Source organism: Candidatus Ruminimicrobium bovinum, assembly GCF_902760015.1.
Classification (GTDB): domain Bacteria; phylum Elusimicrobiota; class Endomicrobiia; order Endomicrobiales; family Endomicrobiaceae; genus Ruminimicrobium; species Ruminimicrobium bovinum.
Map to the genome: position 1 here is coordinate 1 of NZ_CACWEU010000216.1, position 16,142 is coordinate 16,142.

Below are 16,142 nucleotides of genomic sequence, written 5' to 3' on the forward strand. Positions count from 1 at the left end.
CGTATGGATAAATACAAGAAATCCGTTAGGGTTTGCAGATAGAAATATAAAAAAGATGGTTGAAAGGAATGCTCTTGTGGAATTGAACAATAATCAAAAACAGGTTGTTGATGAAATAATTGAAATACTTGAGCCGGCAAAACAAAGGATGAATGCTGAAGAATTCATAAACTTTGTTTACGAACTTGCGTATTGTTTAGACAGTTCCGATATTATAACAGCACAAAAACTATTGAAAGGAATAGGTTTGGAAAATGAAATTAAATTTGATAAAGAAGGTAGTATTGCCAAAGCAGCTACATTTGAATTGTTAGTTCTTTTTGCCGATAAGAAAATAGGAAACATAGATTTTGAAAAAGAAAATTTTGACGATATTAAAAATGTAGTTAATATTTTAACGGCAGCATAAAATTTTTGAAACAAATTCTTTAAAATAGGATAAATATCAATGAAAAAAAATTTTTACAGTATTTATGTTTTGGTTTTTTTTGTAGTAACATTTTTGTTGTTAAACTTTTCTTTCGTTTATGCCGCAATAACCGGCAGTCAAGACGGAACCGAGTATACATACTCCTCGGATTCTGGTTCTGATAATATACTTACGACAAAAATTTTTAACGGAAGTTATAATGATGTTTCTTTTGATACATCGTCGGCAACAAAATTAACCGTTAAGGGTGCGGATGAAGTAGCAACAACTTGGGATAACGACACTTCTTTAACAATGAATGATGATACATTTTCGGTAATCTCCGTTGAAAAAATAAAATTAAATAACAATAATAACTTAAAAGCCGATTCCTTTATAATTTCAAGCGGTTCAATAGTAAACAATAACTCACAATTAACGTTTAATGATATACTTATAGATGATAAAGCTTTTCTTTACAGTAATATTGAAAAAATTTCGGCATCTGAAATTATAAATAACGGTAATTTTAATATAACCGCCGGAAAAGAAAATAATGTTAAAATAACCGGAGACGGTTCATTAAGTATAGATGATAATTTTAAAGTTAATGCCGAGATAATGCAATCAAATGTAAATATAAACGGTAAAGACGTAAAAGTTTCATCCGCAATAAAAACTAAAAACAGTATAAAAGTCGGAAACGGTTCAACCGTATCCGGTGCTGTGGAAAATTTTGAAGCGGGTGTATTGGAAAATAAAGGAACATTGAAGTTTAATTCGGACGGTAATATTAAAACTTATATTAAAGGTTCGGGAGAAGTTCAAATAATCAACGGGGCAAGTGTTATAAATCCGGAAGGTAATAATATCGAACAAAATTTAATTGTAATTTCCACCGATTCTTCTTTACAAACAAATACAATATCCGTAACACTTGTAAAAAATGACGGGAATTTAATTTTTACCGGCGGTTCGGATGATAATGAAAGCAATATAATGGGAAGCGGTTTTTTAGATGTAACGGGTAATTTAAATAATAAGGCAAAAATTGATCAAAGTTCGGTAACAATTATATCCGGTATTTTTAATAATTTACAAAACAGTACGATAACGACTAACAAAATAACAATATACGACGGTGCTTGTTTGGTAACAGGAATTTATGATGTTGTTGCGGATGAAAACATAGAAAATAACGGGTTAATGGAAATAAATACTTCCGGAACAAATAATAATATAATTATGGGGGGCGGAACATTAACGGTATCTTCTTCTGTAACCAATTCCGCTTCAATAACACAAAAAACCGTAAAGATTTCATCTGAACTTATAACACCTTTGGAAAATTTGACTGTTGAAAATATAAATTTTGAACGTGAAAATTCTTTGTTGCAAGTAACAGACGAAAATGATTTTGTTTCAAATGCATTGATAACAGGGTTGGGAAATATTGAAAAAAAAGGTTCCGGAACACTTGAATTGTCAAATATAAATACATATTCCGGCAGAACAATAATAACGGACGGCGCAATAAAAATATCATCATCAAATTTAGGTTCAAGCACTATATATATGAACGGCGGTAAATTAATTGTAGATGCGTCAAACGAAATTTTATTGGATAATGAAATTAATGTAAATGAAAATAATGATATTGATATTGAAGTTGTTTCTTCAACCGTAACTTTGGCATAACAAATTAACGGAGATGCCGATTTTATAAAGACAGGTTCGGGAACAATTAATTTCCAAGCGGAACAAAATAATTATACGGGAAATACTTATGTCAGGAACGGGAAATTGATAGGAACAGCATTAAATATAAAGGGAACTTTATTCGGAACGGGTGTAAATAATTCGGATACGTTTGAATTTTCCGACAGCGATACGGAAGTTACACTAAATGAAATTGATGAAACAAATTATGTCGGAACATTTAATAAAACAGGTTCTTCGACAATGACTGTTATAAATACGTTTAAAGCTAATTCCGCTAATATATCTTCAGGAACATTTGTTATAAATAATTTAGGAGCAGGTAAAAATTTTGAAGTTATAAATGATATTAAATTTACCGACAGTTATTTAAAAGGAAATGCCGACATTAAAGCCGCAAATGTTGTTATAGGCAAAAATGCCGTTATTGCTCCGGGTAACTCCACCGGGACAGTAAAAATATCAGGCAACTTAGTATTTGAAGACGGCAGCGGTTATAATGCCGAAATAGGGCAAAAGGATAATTTTGATGTTTATAACGATAAAATAGAGGCGGATTCGGTTGTTGTTTCTTCAAAACAAACTTCGTTAAATTTAATAACGGTAGAAGGAAGTTTTTATCAAAAAGCAATTTTTGAAATTATTAAAGCAAATTCAAATATTGAAACCGAATTTTCTACGGTAACGATAACTTCTTTAAATGAATCCGATCTTGCATTCGGAAGCAGGTTTGCCTACAATGTTTATAACGATGCAAATATAATGAAAGTTGAAGTGTCAAGAAAAGCAACCGATTTTGCCGATTCTCCTTATTTGGATTTGTCTCATAATCAGAAAGAAGTAGCAGAAGTTATTGATACGCTTTCAACCGGACAGTCCGGCGATATAACGCAGGTATTAACCGAATTGGAAAAACTTTATTACTATGAATCCACACAGGATTTTGATAAATTGAAAGCAAGTTTTGACGATATTGCAGGTTTGATATATGCAAATTCTGCTTTCTTAACATATTTTAATTCAAAACAGGAGCATATTTACGATAAAATAGAAGAAAGAATTTCCGATAATGTTTGCTACAAATGGCACAGTAAAATTTGGGCGGAATACTTTTATAATACGACAGATGTTGACGGAAATTCAAATTCTCCCAAATTCAGCAGCAATGTAAACGGATTATTTGCCGGCTTTGATATGATATCACTAAAATCCTTAACATTGGGAATTACGGCAGGTTACGGCGCATCAGAACTTAAACAAAAATCCGATAAAACCGACATGAAAGATTTTAATTTTGGTGTTTACGGCGGTTTTAATAATGAAAAATGGCAGATAAAAGCTATGGCGCTTGCCGGTATGCAACAATATGAAACAAACAGAAAAATTGATTTTATGAACAGAACTGCTTCAAGCAGTTATAACGGTTATAATATATCATTGGACGGGCAAATAGGTTATAAAATCGGACTTACAAATAATTATGAGGAAAATAAAATAAATTTAATACCGTTTATCGGTTTAACCGGAATTTATAATTCAATAGACGGATTTAATGAAAAAGGTGCCGATAGTCTTAATTTAAAAGTAAACAACTATAATAATTTTAGATTTCAGGCACGGCTTGGTGCGGGAGTTGAGGGGAACGTAAAAAAATTCGGTTGGTACGGTAATTTAAGTTTAAGGCAATTGTTTTCTGACGAATACAATAAAATTGAAATATCGTTATCGGATTTTTCGGATATCAGTAAAATGAATATTCATAGCGGTGAAATTTCAAAAACTTCGGTCGGCCTTAATTTAGGTGCCGATTATATGTTAAGTGATAATTGGACCATATTTGCAAATACATTAGCTTTGCTTGCTCAAAAGAATAATAATTTTTATTTTAATATAGGTCTTTCTTATAAATTTAATTGCTCGAATTGTTCGGAAAAATCAAAAGATTTTGAAAATAAAACGGAACAAAACAAACAGGTTCAAAATGTTAATGATAAGTCAAAACTTTTGGAAAAAGAGCTTGCGGCAAAAAACAGAGAATTGGAAGAAGCCGCAAAAAGAGAAAAAGAATTAAAAGATATGCTTCAAAAATATGAAGCTTTTATTTTCAGTGAACAGGAAGCTAAAAAAATAAGAGAAACACAAATAAAAGAAATAAGACTTGATGAAAAGCCGACTTTCCTTTTTGCAAAAGCAAAACTTACAAAAAACGGCAGAAAAAGTTTAAAAGAGGTTGCAAAAGAAATAAATAAGTATCCCGATTCGGAAATTTTAATAGAGGGACATACAGATAATGTCGGAAGTGATAAATATAATAATGATTTGTCTTTAAGAAGAGCGGCTGCAATTGCCGAAGTTTTAAAAAGAGATTACAAAGTTAAAAATAAGATGGGTATTATAGGTAAAGGTAAAAAAGAACCTATATATTCAAATAAAACAGAAGCCGGCAGAGCTAAAAACAGAAGAGTTGAAATTGTTATAGGTGCTCCCAAAAAAGGCAATTGATAAATTGCGGCTTATAATGTATACTATTATACATTGTAGTTATAAATTTTTATTTTGTAACTTTTTATAAAAAATTTAGTCTAAACGGGTATACTTATATTTTTGCGGTTTTTAGGTTCTGCATATCAATATTTCTGTTCATCAATACCTCAAAATTTGCAAAGCAAATTTTCGTATGAAAAAATTTTTAACAATAATATTCATTTTTCTTTTTACAAATTGCCTTTTTGCCGATACCGTTTTAACTTGGCAGCAGTGTGTTGATATTGCAAATGAAAATAACCAAACATTAGTATCGACAAGGCAGGATTTACGGATAGCGGAATACGACTATAATATTGCTTTAAATAAATATTATCCTTCGGCTAATTTTCGTTACGGCTTTTCAAGAAGCGGTAACGGACATACCTCAAACAGCTGGAGTACAAATTTAAGTGCTTCTCAAACAATATACAATTTTCAAAATAGTGCCGAAATAAAAAGCAAAAAAGCTTCAATAAATAAAACCGTTGCACAACTTACAAAAACTTGTGCCGATGTGTATTTTTCAATAAAAGAAGCATTCCTTAAAATGAAATATGCTCAGCAAAATATTATATTGCTTGAAAATATTTATAAATTAAGAAGTCAATCCGCCGATATTGTGCGTTTGCAATATGAAGGCGGTAAAGAAAGCAAAGGTAATATGTTACGTTCTAAAGCACAAAAACAATCGGCTTATATTAATTTTTTAAATGCACAAAGAGAACTTGTGGTTGCAAAAAGAGCACTTGTTCAAACTTTAGGTAAAGATATTCCCATAGATTTTACCGTTGAAGGAACTTTAATAACGGTTAAAGATGATAATAGTTTTGATGTTGATGAAATTGTTTCAAGTGTTCCCGATGTTATAATTTCTTCAGCTGCCGTTGAAATAGCTGAATATAGAGTTTTATCAAATAAAGGGAATTTATATCCCAATATATCTGCTTCCGCATCGATAGGTTTATCCGACGATACAAACCCGTTTCCGCCTTTATCAAGTAAAAATTGGAATGTCGGTGTCGGCTTAAATTATCCTATATTATCCGGAGGTTTGACAAGCATTTCAAATTCAATAAAATCTTCAAAAATAGCACTTGAACAAAATAAAGAAAATTATGAAAAAACGATTCTTGCATCAAAAACGGAACTGCAAAATATTTTGTTGGAAATAGAAAAAACAAAAGACAGTATTGTTATTTCAGAAATGTTGCTTGAAGCGGCAATTCAAAGGCAAAAAGAAGCCACCGTTAAATACAGAGCAGGGACGATGGAATTCCAAACATGGCAGGATATCGAACAGGAATATGTAAATAATCAAATATCTCACCTTTCGGCTTTATATAATTATAATGTAGCTTTGGCAAAAAGAGATAGAATTTTAGGAAATACGAACGGAGATATAAAATGAAAAAGATGATAGTTTTTTTTGTAATTATTGCACTGGGTATTGCTATTACATATCAGTTAAAAGATAAAAAACAAAAAGTTGTTGTTCCTAACTATTCTTCAATAAGAGTATCAACCGCAGATGTTCGTGAAATTATAGATACAACGGGTGAAGTTTCGGCTTTAAACAGAGTTGAAATAAAACCTTCGGTTTCCGGCAGGGTTGACAGACTTCTTGTTAACGAGGGCGATACCGTTAGGAAAGGTCAGGTTCTTGCATATTTAAGTTCTTCCGACAGGGTTGCAATTTTAGATGCCGTTCGTGCAAATCCCGACGAAAAACTTTCCGATTGGGAAAATACATATAAAGCAACACCCGTAATATCACCTATGAACGGTAAAATAATTTTAAGAAATGTTGTTGAAGGGCAAACCATTTCAACAAACGATATTTTATTTGCACTTGCCGATGAACTTATAGTGCTTGCAAGTGTAGATGAAGCCGATATTGGTAAAGTTAAAGTAGGACAAAAAGCCGAAATAACGCTTGATGCTTATAAAGATGATGTGGTATCGGGAAAAGTTTTTCAAATTTTGGAAGAAGGTAAAAATGTAAGTAATGTTATAACTTATTATGTTAAAATAAGGCCCGTAAAAACACCTCCGTTTTTTAAATCGTTAATGACAGCCAACATTGATATTACCGTTACGGAAAAAAAGGCAGCAGTTGTTATTCCCTGGGACAGTATAAATGAAAATTCGCAAGGACAAACTTATGTTCTTGTAGGTGATAATATGAACCCCGATAAACATATAATAAAAACAGGTATTCTTGACGGAGATAATATTGAAGTTGTTTCCGGGCTTTCTGCAGGTGATGAAATTTTGGTTAAAGATGAAAATTTTAAATTAAATACCACAAAAGATGAAACAAAAGGTTTTTTGCAAATGACTCCGAACAAAAAAAGAAAATCCGGTAAAGAAATTTTAAATAATGCTCCGAAAAAATCATAATGGAAAATAAAAAAATACCTTTATTACAAATAAAAAATATTACAAAAGTTTATAATATCGGCGAAAATAAGCTGGATATATTAAAAGGTATAAACTTAACCGTTGAGGAAGGTGAATTTGTAGCAATTATGGGACCTTCCGGTTCCGGTAAATCCACACTAATGCACATATTGGGTTTGCTTGACAGACCGACAGACGGCGTTTATGAAATTTACGGACAAAACGTTTTAAAATTTAATGACAGTCAAACGGCATTTTTAAGGTCAAAAATAATAGGGTTTGTTTTTCAACAGTACAACCTTTTAAATAAAATGACGGCAGCCGATAATGTTGCATTACCGTTAGTATATTCCGGCGGTAAAAACAGGAAAGAAAGAGCCGAAAAACTTCTCGGCGAGGTTGACCTTTCAAACAGAACCGAGCATAAACCGACACAACTTTCCGGCGGTCAACAACAAAGGGTTGCAATAGCAAGGGCATTGGTTAATGACCCGAAAATTATTTTTGCCGACGAACCTACCGGTAATTTGTCTTCAAAACAATCAAATGAAATAATGCAAATTTTAACCGATTTAAATAAAAAGGGAATAAGTATTATACTTGTTACACACGAACCCGATATTGCAAAATGGGCAGACAGGTTGATAACAATCAAAGACGGTCAGGTTATAGGTGACACAAGACAAAAACCGTCAAAACAAGTTAAGTCAAACCCCATAGAAATAAAAAAAGTTGCCGCGCATTTAAGTTTTGCCGAATTTGCCGAAAACTTTTTTTCTGCAATAAGGGCAATAATTTCAAATAAAACAAGGTCACTGCTTACAATGCTCGGTATAATAATAGGTGTTGCATCAATTATATCAATGCTTGCACTCGGAAGCGGTGCACAAAAGTCGCTTGAAAAACAAATAACTTCAATGGGAACAAATTTGTTGTATCTTATGCCCGGAAGAATTTCACTCGGCGGTGTTTCGGGTTCGGTAACAAGAAGAATTTATTTAAAAGATGTTGATGCACTTGCCGAAAACACGGAACTTATTAAAAATATAGATCCTAATGTAAGCGGTTCGGTTCAAGTTGTTTACGGTAATAAAAATACAAATACTTCAATTACGGGTGCAACCCCCGCTTATCAATATATGCAAAATTCCGTTCCGCAATACGGTAGGTTTTTTACAAAAACGGAAAATGAAAATTTGGCAAAAGTTTGCCTTGTAGGGACAACCGTTGTAAAAAATCTTTTCGGTAATGAAAATCCCGTAGGTAAATATATAAAAATAAACAGAAAAAAATTCAGAGTAATAGGTATTTTACCTGTCAAAGGTGCACAGGGTTATAGAGATGGCGACGATATGGTAATAGTTCCGTTAAATACGGCAATGAAAAGATTGTTGGGAACACAGTATGTATCGTCGGTTGCCGTAGAAGTGCAGGACGGTAAAATGAGTGAAACGGAAACTTATTTGTTACAAACAATGCTTGAAAGAAATAAATTAACGGCCGAACATGCCGATGCTTTCAGAATAAGAAATATGTCGGATATGATACAAATGCTTACATCCACTACACAAACGATGACAATGTTGCTCGGTGCCGTTGCGGGTATTTCGTTAATAGTTGGCGGTATAGGTATTATGAATATAATGCTTGTAAGTGTAAGTGAAAGAACACGTGAAATAGGTTTAAGAAAGGCAATCGGTGCAACGGGAATTGCAATTTTGCTGCAATTTTTAATTGAATCTTCGGTTCTGTCGCTTTTGGGAGGAATATCCGGTGTAACTTTGGGTGTTATAATTTCACTTGTGGTTTCAAAATTTGCAGGTTGGGCGGTTTTTGTTTCAAGTTTTTCCATTATACTTTCGGTAGGTTTTTCCGCTTTTGTAGGAATAGTATTCGGTTTATGGCCTGCAAAAAAAGCATCCGAACTTTCACCGATAGAAGCGCTCCGCCACGATTAATTATGTTTAAAAATTACTTTCGCAATTTTTTTTTGTTTTTTGTATAATCAAAAGACAGTTGATTAACAGTTACCATAAAAGGAGATATTGCCAAAATGGAAAGAGTGTATAATTTTTCTGCAGGTCCGGCAGTTTTACCGGAAGAAGTTTTAAAACAAGCAGCCGATGAAATGATGAACTACAAAGGTTCCGGAATGTCCGTTATGGAAATGAGTCACAGATCAAAAACTTATCAAGCCATAATTGATGAAGCGGAAAAAGATTTAAGAGATTTGTTAAATATACCGGCAAATTATAAAGTTCTTTTTGCACAGGGCGGTTGCTCGTTACAATTTGCAAGTGTTCCGATGAATTTGATGAGAAACGGAGTTGCCGATTATATTATCACCGGACAATGGGCAAAAAAAGCATTTGCAGAAGCACAAAAATACGGAAAAGCAAATAAAATTGCAACATCCGAAGATAAAACATTTTCATATATTCCGGATTGTTCGGATTTGCCTATCAGTGATAATGCGGATTATGTTTATATTTGTGAAAATAATACGATTTACGGAACAAAATTTAAACAACTTCCCAATACAAAAGGGAAACCGTTAGTATCTGATGTTTCATCTTGTTTCTTATCGGAACCCGTAGATATTACAAAATACGGTGTAATGTATGGCGGAGTTCAAAAAAATGTAGGTCCTTCCGGTGTTCAAATTCTAATTATAAGAGAAGATTTAATCGGTGAAGGTCCGGCACTTTCTTGCACACCTACGATGATGAATTGGAAAATTCAAACGGACAACGGTTCGTTATACAATACCCCTCCGACTTACGGTATTTACATTTGCGGTTTGGTATTTAAATGGATTAAAAAACTCGGCGGGCTTGCAAAGATGAAAGAATTGAACGAAGCCAAAGCAAAACTTTTATATGATTATCTTGACAGCAGCAAGTTGTTTAGAGGAACGGTTGTAAAACAGGACAGATCTTTGATGAATGTTCCTTTTGTTATCGGTAACGATGAACTTGAAGCAAAATTTATAAAAGAAGCAACTGCGGAAGGTTTGGTAAGCTTAAAAGGGCACAGAACGGTCGGCGGAATGAGAGCTTCAATTTATAATGCAATGCCTATTGAAGGTGTTAAAAAATTAGTTGCTTTCATGAAAGAATTTGAAAGTAAAAACATATAACTTAAAGTTGAAAGTTTAGGTCTTGTAGCTGATAGTTTAAAATATATGTAAAAACGGGAAGATAAATAAAAATCTTCCCGTTTTTTTGTATAATATCAATATGAAAAAGTTTTTTTCAATATTTTTAACTTTATGCTTTCTGTATTGTTTTGTATTTATTGAAACAATTACGGCTTTTGTTTTACCTTTAAATATTGAAAATTTCAATTTAACTGCAGGTAAAATAAATGAGTGCTTTATAACAAACTCTCAAAATCCGCAAATAGTATTTATTCAGGATTTGCATACAAGTTCATCCGTTCAAAAAAACATATCGAAAATTATTGAAGAAGTATCCAAACAATATTCGGTTGATAAAGTTTTAGTTGAAGGTATTCCCTATAAAAAAACGGATACTTCTTTCTTGCAAAATCTTAAACAGTTTAATATAACGGATAGTTTAATTGAAAACGGTTTGATATCCGGAGTAGAATATTATTTGCTTAATAACAATAACATCGAAATTTACGGTTTGGAAAATTGGCAACAATATTTAGATAATATAGAAAGAGCCGCATTAATTTTGCATAATAAAAATTATAAAACGGAGCTGTATAAAAATTTTAAAACCGTATTGTATAAAAAAATTCCTTACTGCAAAACATTGTTGAAATATGTCAATTTTAATCTTACGGATTTAAAATTAATATCAAAAATGAATCAACCGATATTGCAATTTGACAGTTTGCAAAAATATTATCGTTTAACAAAAAACAATAATCAAATAAATTTAAAACAATTAAAAAAGGAGCAACAAAAATTTTTTGAATTATTGAAAACAAAAATAAATTTTGCACAATATAATGAATTGATAAATTCATATTCCAAAATAAAATCCGATAAATATAATAAACTTTTATATTCTTATTTTCGAAATGATGAAGAGTTAAAAAGTAAATATAATAATCTTTATATGTATCTTAATAATACGATAAAAATAAAAGAATTAAATACGTTGTCTTTGATTGAACAAAAAAATAAATATTTTGAAAGTTTTATAAATGATAATTATATAAATAAAAAGATAAGACAAAGGTTGTTTGTGATTAAAATGACCGAACTTTTTGAAGATTTTTTAAATTTGGCGATTACAGAACAGGATTACAATTTTTTTAAAACAAATTATGAAAAATATTTGAATTCGGTATCGGAATATTTATCGGATGATTTTGATAAATATTCTTTTTTATTTTATACCGCGGATATTTTTAAGTATAATGATAATAATATAAACAGAAATAAAACTTTTGTTAATAATATTTTAAATTCGTTAAACAATCAAAAAAATTCAAAAACAAATATCGTAATTACGGGCGGTTTTCATACCGATGTTTTAAATGAACTTAAAAAACATAATGTTTCTTATTTGTTAATAACTCCGTCAGTTAAAAATGATAATGACAATGTATTTTATAACAAAGTAATTGAAAGTACTTATAAATTTAACAATCAGGCCTTGGCAAAAATTTCTTTAATGCTTACCGGTACATCAAATGTTCCAAGCCGGACAACATTTTTATATTTGGAAAAAATAATTGAGATATTAGCCGAAAATAATTATTCGGTCGGTAATATTGAAAATATTGTTTCAAAGTTATCTTCTGAAAATGTATCTGTTTCATGTAAATATACAAATGATAAATTTATTCTTTACTGTAACGGATTGTCAACCGAATTTGATATTAAAAACGGTAATGTAATTGTTGATAATGCAGGTAATACCGTAAATTCAAACCAAATTGTAATAACATCGGATATTCATGCGGGATATTCGAGATTATTGCAACTGTTTGTTTATCAATTGGAACCCCGATTACAAAACAAAAAGTATAATGATTTAAAAGAACTTTATGACGAACTTATCAAAATATATCCGGAATATAAAACCGATAACATCCAAACAGAAAATAAAATTGAAAACGCAATGGAAAATATTGTTATTGATATTTTAAAACAAAAAGGAGACACTTTGCTTTATATTTTGGGCGATTTACTTGACAGAGGCGACAAACCGGTGGAAACCTTTAACTTTGTAAAAAGAATTTTTGAAACGGGAAAAGCAGAATTTGTAACAGGTAACCACGATTTATATGCTTTTATGAATTTGCTCGGATTACATTTGCCGTTTTATGAAAATTATAAAGGAATACCTGATGATTATGAAGTTGTTGTCTTCGGTAAAAAAATAAATATTCAACAACTTTTAAAAGATAAAAGAAAACAAAAGGATAAGAATGTTAATTCCAAAATATATTGGGCAAAAGTACTCTCGCAATATATGGAATATGCCGATGACAGACAACAATCAATATGGAACGAAAAGGAACCGAAATTTCAAAAATTATTTACGGATACTTTTTATGCGGAATTTACGGAAGATAAAACGGTTGATATGTTACATAATCCGACGGGTATTTTCAAACAGGATGAAATATTGTTGAATTTTCATAAAAAGTTTTTCGGCAGAAATGTCGGAACAACCGTTTATACGGGTATAAGAGCCGTTGATAAAATGTCGATTAATTGGTGGCTTGAAAGAAAACAGGAATTGGAAATTCTTTCAGCCGGATATCCTCAATACAAACAATATTGGCAAGATTTGAAAAAATTAATAAATGATATAATATCCGAACAGCAAAAAAAAATAAATACGGAATATAATAACGGTAATTGGCAATGGGTTGTTGTCGATTCTATAATGTTCGGCAATTACAAAACTACATGTTGGAACGGGCTTGATTGGGCATATCATACAAAATGGGGCGCACAAGACAGAGGTTTTATAGGTTATAGGGACGAACAACTGAAAAGTGAAAATAAAAAAGGCATAGATAATGTTTCTTACCTTGAAGATAAGTTGTTTTTAGAAATGGCCGAATTTTATAAAAATAATTTTTACCTGTATAAAATTGATGATAACGGTATATGTTATATGCATTCCGTTTTACCTGTTGATGAAGATTCCGATGTTGCAATAGGTTATGTTGACAATAAAGGTAACTTTCGTACCGGCATAAAAGGTTTTATTTACAAAGGTATTCACTATGAAGGAATAAATTTGTTGAAGGGTTTTGATATTATGGCGGAAGATATAAGAAATTATGATATGTCTTCAAATAACTTGTCGCAAATACGGGAAGCATTAACCATAATTACATCTGTTTATGCAGATAATACAACACAAATAAAACCTGCAAACGTAAAAGAAATGAAAGAGGCCGGTTTTGCAAAAATATTTTCAAAAATAGGGTTGGGAATGGTGGTTGCCGGACATAACCCGATAGAGAAACTTGAAAAACAAAATGTAAAACAAATGGAATATAAAACGGTTAAAATTTTTAATGTCAAGATAAAAATACCGGTTCTTATGAGTGTCGACAAAAGTATGTCAAAAGGTTATAAAAATCAGGGACTTGTAAGAACGGTGAATAATAAAGGCATATCAACTTTGTATTTTGAAGACGGTGATACTTATAATATTTCAAAAACAGATGATGTTGATTCTTCTGATTTTACAATAAGTAAACTTTATAACAATGTTTTAATTCCGTTATTTAAAAATTATGCAAAAAGTATTAATAATATGCAAAAAATAAACAAAAGAAATTCTTTAATTATAGCTCCGTTACAAGTTAATAAAAATATTGAATCAATAAAAGATATTGAAGGAATTGAATATATTGATAATTTACATACACAAAATGTATCCGCTTTAGGGCTTGTAATTTCAAATAAAATGATTAACGAAGATTTAATTGAAACAAGTTCTCTGTTGGATGAAATAACAATAAAAATTGCAGATAAAAATATTCCGGTAAATATTTATTTAAATAAAATTAATGTGGCAAAAGGGACCGTTGATGTTTTATGGATAAAATATTTCGAAACGGAAAATAAAAATACGGAAAACATTATCAAGCAGGAAGTATTAAACAGGATTGTTTCGTCAGATATAAATTATAAATTAAATAATTACAAAAATTTGTTATTGTTAGGAAATGATAATTTATCGGCACAGGTTAAGTATTCCGATATCGGCAGCGGTATGCTTGAAACTCTTTTAAATACTTTCGGTTTTATACCTCCGCTTGTTTATGCAGACAGATTGAATGTTTTTGATAATACAAACAAAGATTTTTCTTCGGAAATTATTGTTGATATGTTATCTGCCGCTTAACAAAATAACTTAATAACATGCGGTTATAAAGTATCGTTCTGTATTCTCGGAAATAAAATTTCAAAATTACCTAATTTAGTTCCTTTTGCGGAAAAACCTTCTTTAGGTAAAATTTTGTCGGTAAAATATTTTTTTGCCGTGTCAATTATATTGCCGGTTGCTCCGTTTAAATTCCAAATTTTTTCCGATAATTTCGGCATAAAAGGTATTAAATGTAATATTATCAAATCCGTAGCTTGAAAATAGCAATACATACATTGTGCAAGTTTTTGTGTGTCTGTTTTAGCAAGTTTCCAGGGAGCATCCTGTTCTATCTGTTGGTTGATTACGGTTATTGCCTGTTGTAAAATTTCGGATGTTTTATGAAACTGCATATTTTCTATGGACTTACCGTAGTCAATATCTAAAATTTTTGCAACTTCCTTTGTTAAATTATCTTCAACTTCACAATCTGGAACTTTGCCTTCAAAATATTTTTCTGCCATTTTGTTTGTTCTTGAAATAAGGTTGCCTAAATTGTTTGCCAAATCCACATTGTATTTTTTTACAAGTTCGGTCATTGAAATATCACCGTCGGGACCGAACGGAATTAAAGATACCGTCAAATATCTTGCAGGTTCAACACCGAACTTATCAACCAACTGTTGCGGGGTAATAACATTACCTAAAGTTTTTGACATTTTATCGCCGTTGATGGTAAAAAATCCGTGAGCATAAACTCTTTTATGCACGGGAATATCGGCACCCATTAAAAGTGCAGGCCAAATTACACTATGGAACCATAAAATATCTTTTGCCATTAAATGTATGTCTGCCGGCCAGTATTTTTCAAACATTTTCTTATTATCTTTATAACCGATAGCTGAAACATAATTGATTAAAGCATCAACCCAAACATATACGGTTTGGCTTTTGTCAAAAGGTAACGGTATTCCCCAGTCAAGAGCTGCCCTTGAAATACTTATATCTTCCAAACCTAACCTTAATTTGCCGAGAATTTCGTTTCTTCTTGTTTCTGGTAAAACTTCTATATGGTTGGGGTTTGCGGGGTTTTCTATCATATCAATAAGTTGTTGATTAAATTGTGATAATTTAAAAAAGTAATTTTCTTCGGACTGTAAAACAGGTTTCTTTTTATGGTCCGGACAACAACCGTTTTCATCCAAATCTTTTTCGGCAATAAATTTTTCACAGCCGACACAATATAAACCTTCGTATTGCTTTTTGTAAATCAAACCTTTATCATAAAGTTTTTGCATTATTAACTGAACGGTTTCTTCATGCATTTTATCGGTTGTTCTTATAAAACCGTCATTGGAAATATCCAATAATTTCCATGCCTGTTGAAAATATCCGCTCATTTGGTCACAAAGTTCTTTAGGTGTTATACCTTTTGCCTGCGCGGACTGACAAATTTTTGCACCGTGTTCATCGGTTCCCGTTAGAAAATAAACATCACAACCTTGCAACCTTTTCCAACGGGCAGCAATATCGGCGGCTATTGTAGTATATGCATGGCCTATATGCGGCTTATCGTTAACATAATAAATAGGTGTAGTAATATAATATTTTTTCATTTTAAAATCCTTTTTGTTTTTTATTTTTAAACTTTTATTATATACAAAACAACTATTTTTTTCAATAATGTGTATTGGTTAAACACATATGCGACATTTTATAATTATTAAGAATATATTGTAAAGGTGATTTTAAGTTTAAAGAAAAATGAGGTC

Annotated in this window: 9 protein-coding genes and 1 pseudogene; 9 read left to right on the plus strand and 1 reads right to left on the minus strand. The window is 31.3% G+C overall.

Annotated elements, in window-relative coordinates; all coding sequences use genetic code 11:
• From ACMUOV_RS07245 to ACMUOV_RS07285, 9 genes and pseudogenes are all read left to right on the plus strand, one after another.
• The coding region (locus tag ACMUOV_RS07245) for a hypothetical protein (protein ID WP_413854454.1) at nucleotides 1–409 on the plus strand (409 nt) is incomplete at its 5' end.
• 39 nt (nucleotides 410–448) lie between these two features.
• On the plus strand, nucleotides 449–2,107 hold the full coding sequence (locus ACMUOV_RS07250) for an autotransporter-associated beta strand repeat-containing protein (RefSeq protein WP_413854455.1): 1,659 nt from the start codon (nucleotides 449–451) through the stop codon (nucleotides 2,105–2,107).
• 24 nt (nucleotides 2,108–2,131) lie between these two features.
• A pseudogene (locus tag ACMUOV_RS07255) lies at nucleotides 2,132–2,203 on the plus strand (hypothetical protein); the annotation flags it as partial.
• A 9-nt stretch (nucleotides 2,204–2,212) separates the two neighbouring features.
• Nucleotides 2,213–4,630: an autotransporter domain-containing protein gene (locus ACMUOV_RS07260; protein ID WP_413854457.1), complete on the plus strand. Its 2,418-nt coding sequence runs from the start codon at nucleotides 2,213–2,215 to the stop codon at nucleotides 4,628–4,630.
• A gap of 175 nt (nucleotides 4,631–4,805) precedes the next feature.
• Nucleotides 4,806–6,062 carry a TolC family protein gene (locus tag ACMUOV_RS07265; RefSeq protein ID WP_413854458.1) on the plus strand — a complete coding sequence of 419 codons (1,257 nt, stop codon included), beginning with the start codon at nucleotides 4,806–4,808 and terminating at the stop codon, nucleotides 6,060–6,062.
• Nucleotides 6,059–7,054: an efflux RND transporter periplasmic adaptor subunit gene (locus tag ACMUOV_RS07270; protein ID WP_413854459.1), complete on the plus strand. Its 996-nt coding sequence runs from the start codon at nucleotides 6,059–6,061 to the stop codon at nucleotides 7,052–7,054. The genes ACMUOV_RS07265 and ACMUOV_RS07270 overlap by 4 nt, the downstream gene beginning before the upstream one ends.
• The gene (locus ACMUOV_RS07275; RefSeq protein ID WP_413854460.1) at nucleotides 7,054–9,012 is read left to right on the plus strand and encodes an ABC transporter permease; all 1,959 of its coding nucleotides are present in this window, start codon (nucleotides 7,054–7,056) and stop codon (nucleotides 9,010–9,012) included. Before ACMUOV_RS07270 ends, ACMUOV_RS07275 begins: the two co-directional genes overlap by 1 nt.
• A 95-nt stretch (nucleotides 9,013–9,107) precedes the next feature.
• Complete coding sequence (gene serC, locus ACMUOV_RS07280; protein ID WP_413854461.1) at nucleotides 9,108–10,193, plus strand: 3-phosphoserine/phosphohydroxythreonine transaminase; 1,086 nt, start codon at nucleotides 9,108–9,110, stop codon at nucleotides 10,191–10,193.
• A gap of 100 nt (nucleotides 10,194–10,293) precedes the next feature.
• Nucleotides 10,294–14,409 carry a metallophosphoesterase gene (locus tag ACMUOV_RS07285; protein WP_413854462.1) on the plus strand — a complete coding sequence of 1,372 codons (4,116 nt, stop codon included), beginning with the start codon at nucleotides 10,294–10,296 and terminating at the stop codon, nucleotides 14,407–14,409.
• 23 nt (nucleotides 14,410–14,432) lie between these two features.
• On the opposite strand, the gene metG is transcribed toward ACMUOV_RS07285, so the two are convergent.
• Nucleotides 14,433–16,061 carry a methionine--tRNA ligase gene (metG, locus tag ACMUOV_RS07290; RefSeq protein WP_413854464.1) on the minus strand — a complete coding sequence of 543 codons (1,629 nt, stop codon included), beginning with the start codon at nucleotides 16,059–16,061 and terminating at the stop codon, nucleotides 14,433–14,435.
• Nucleotides 16,062–16,142 lie beyond the last annotated feature (81 nt).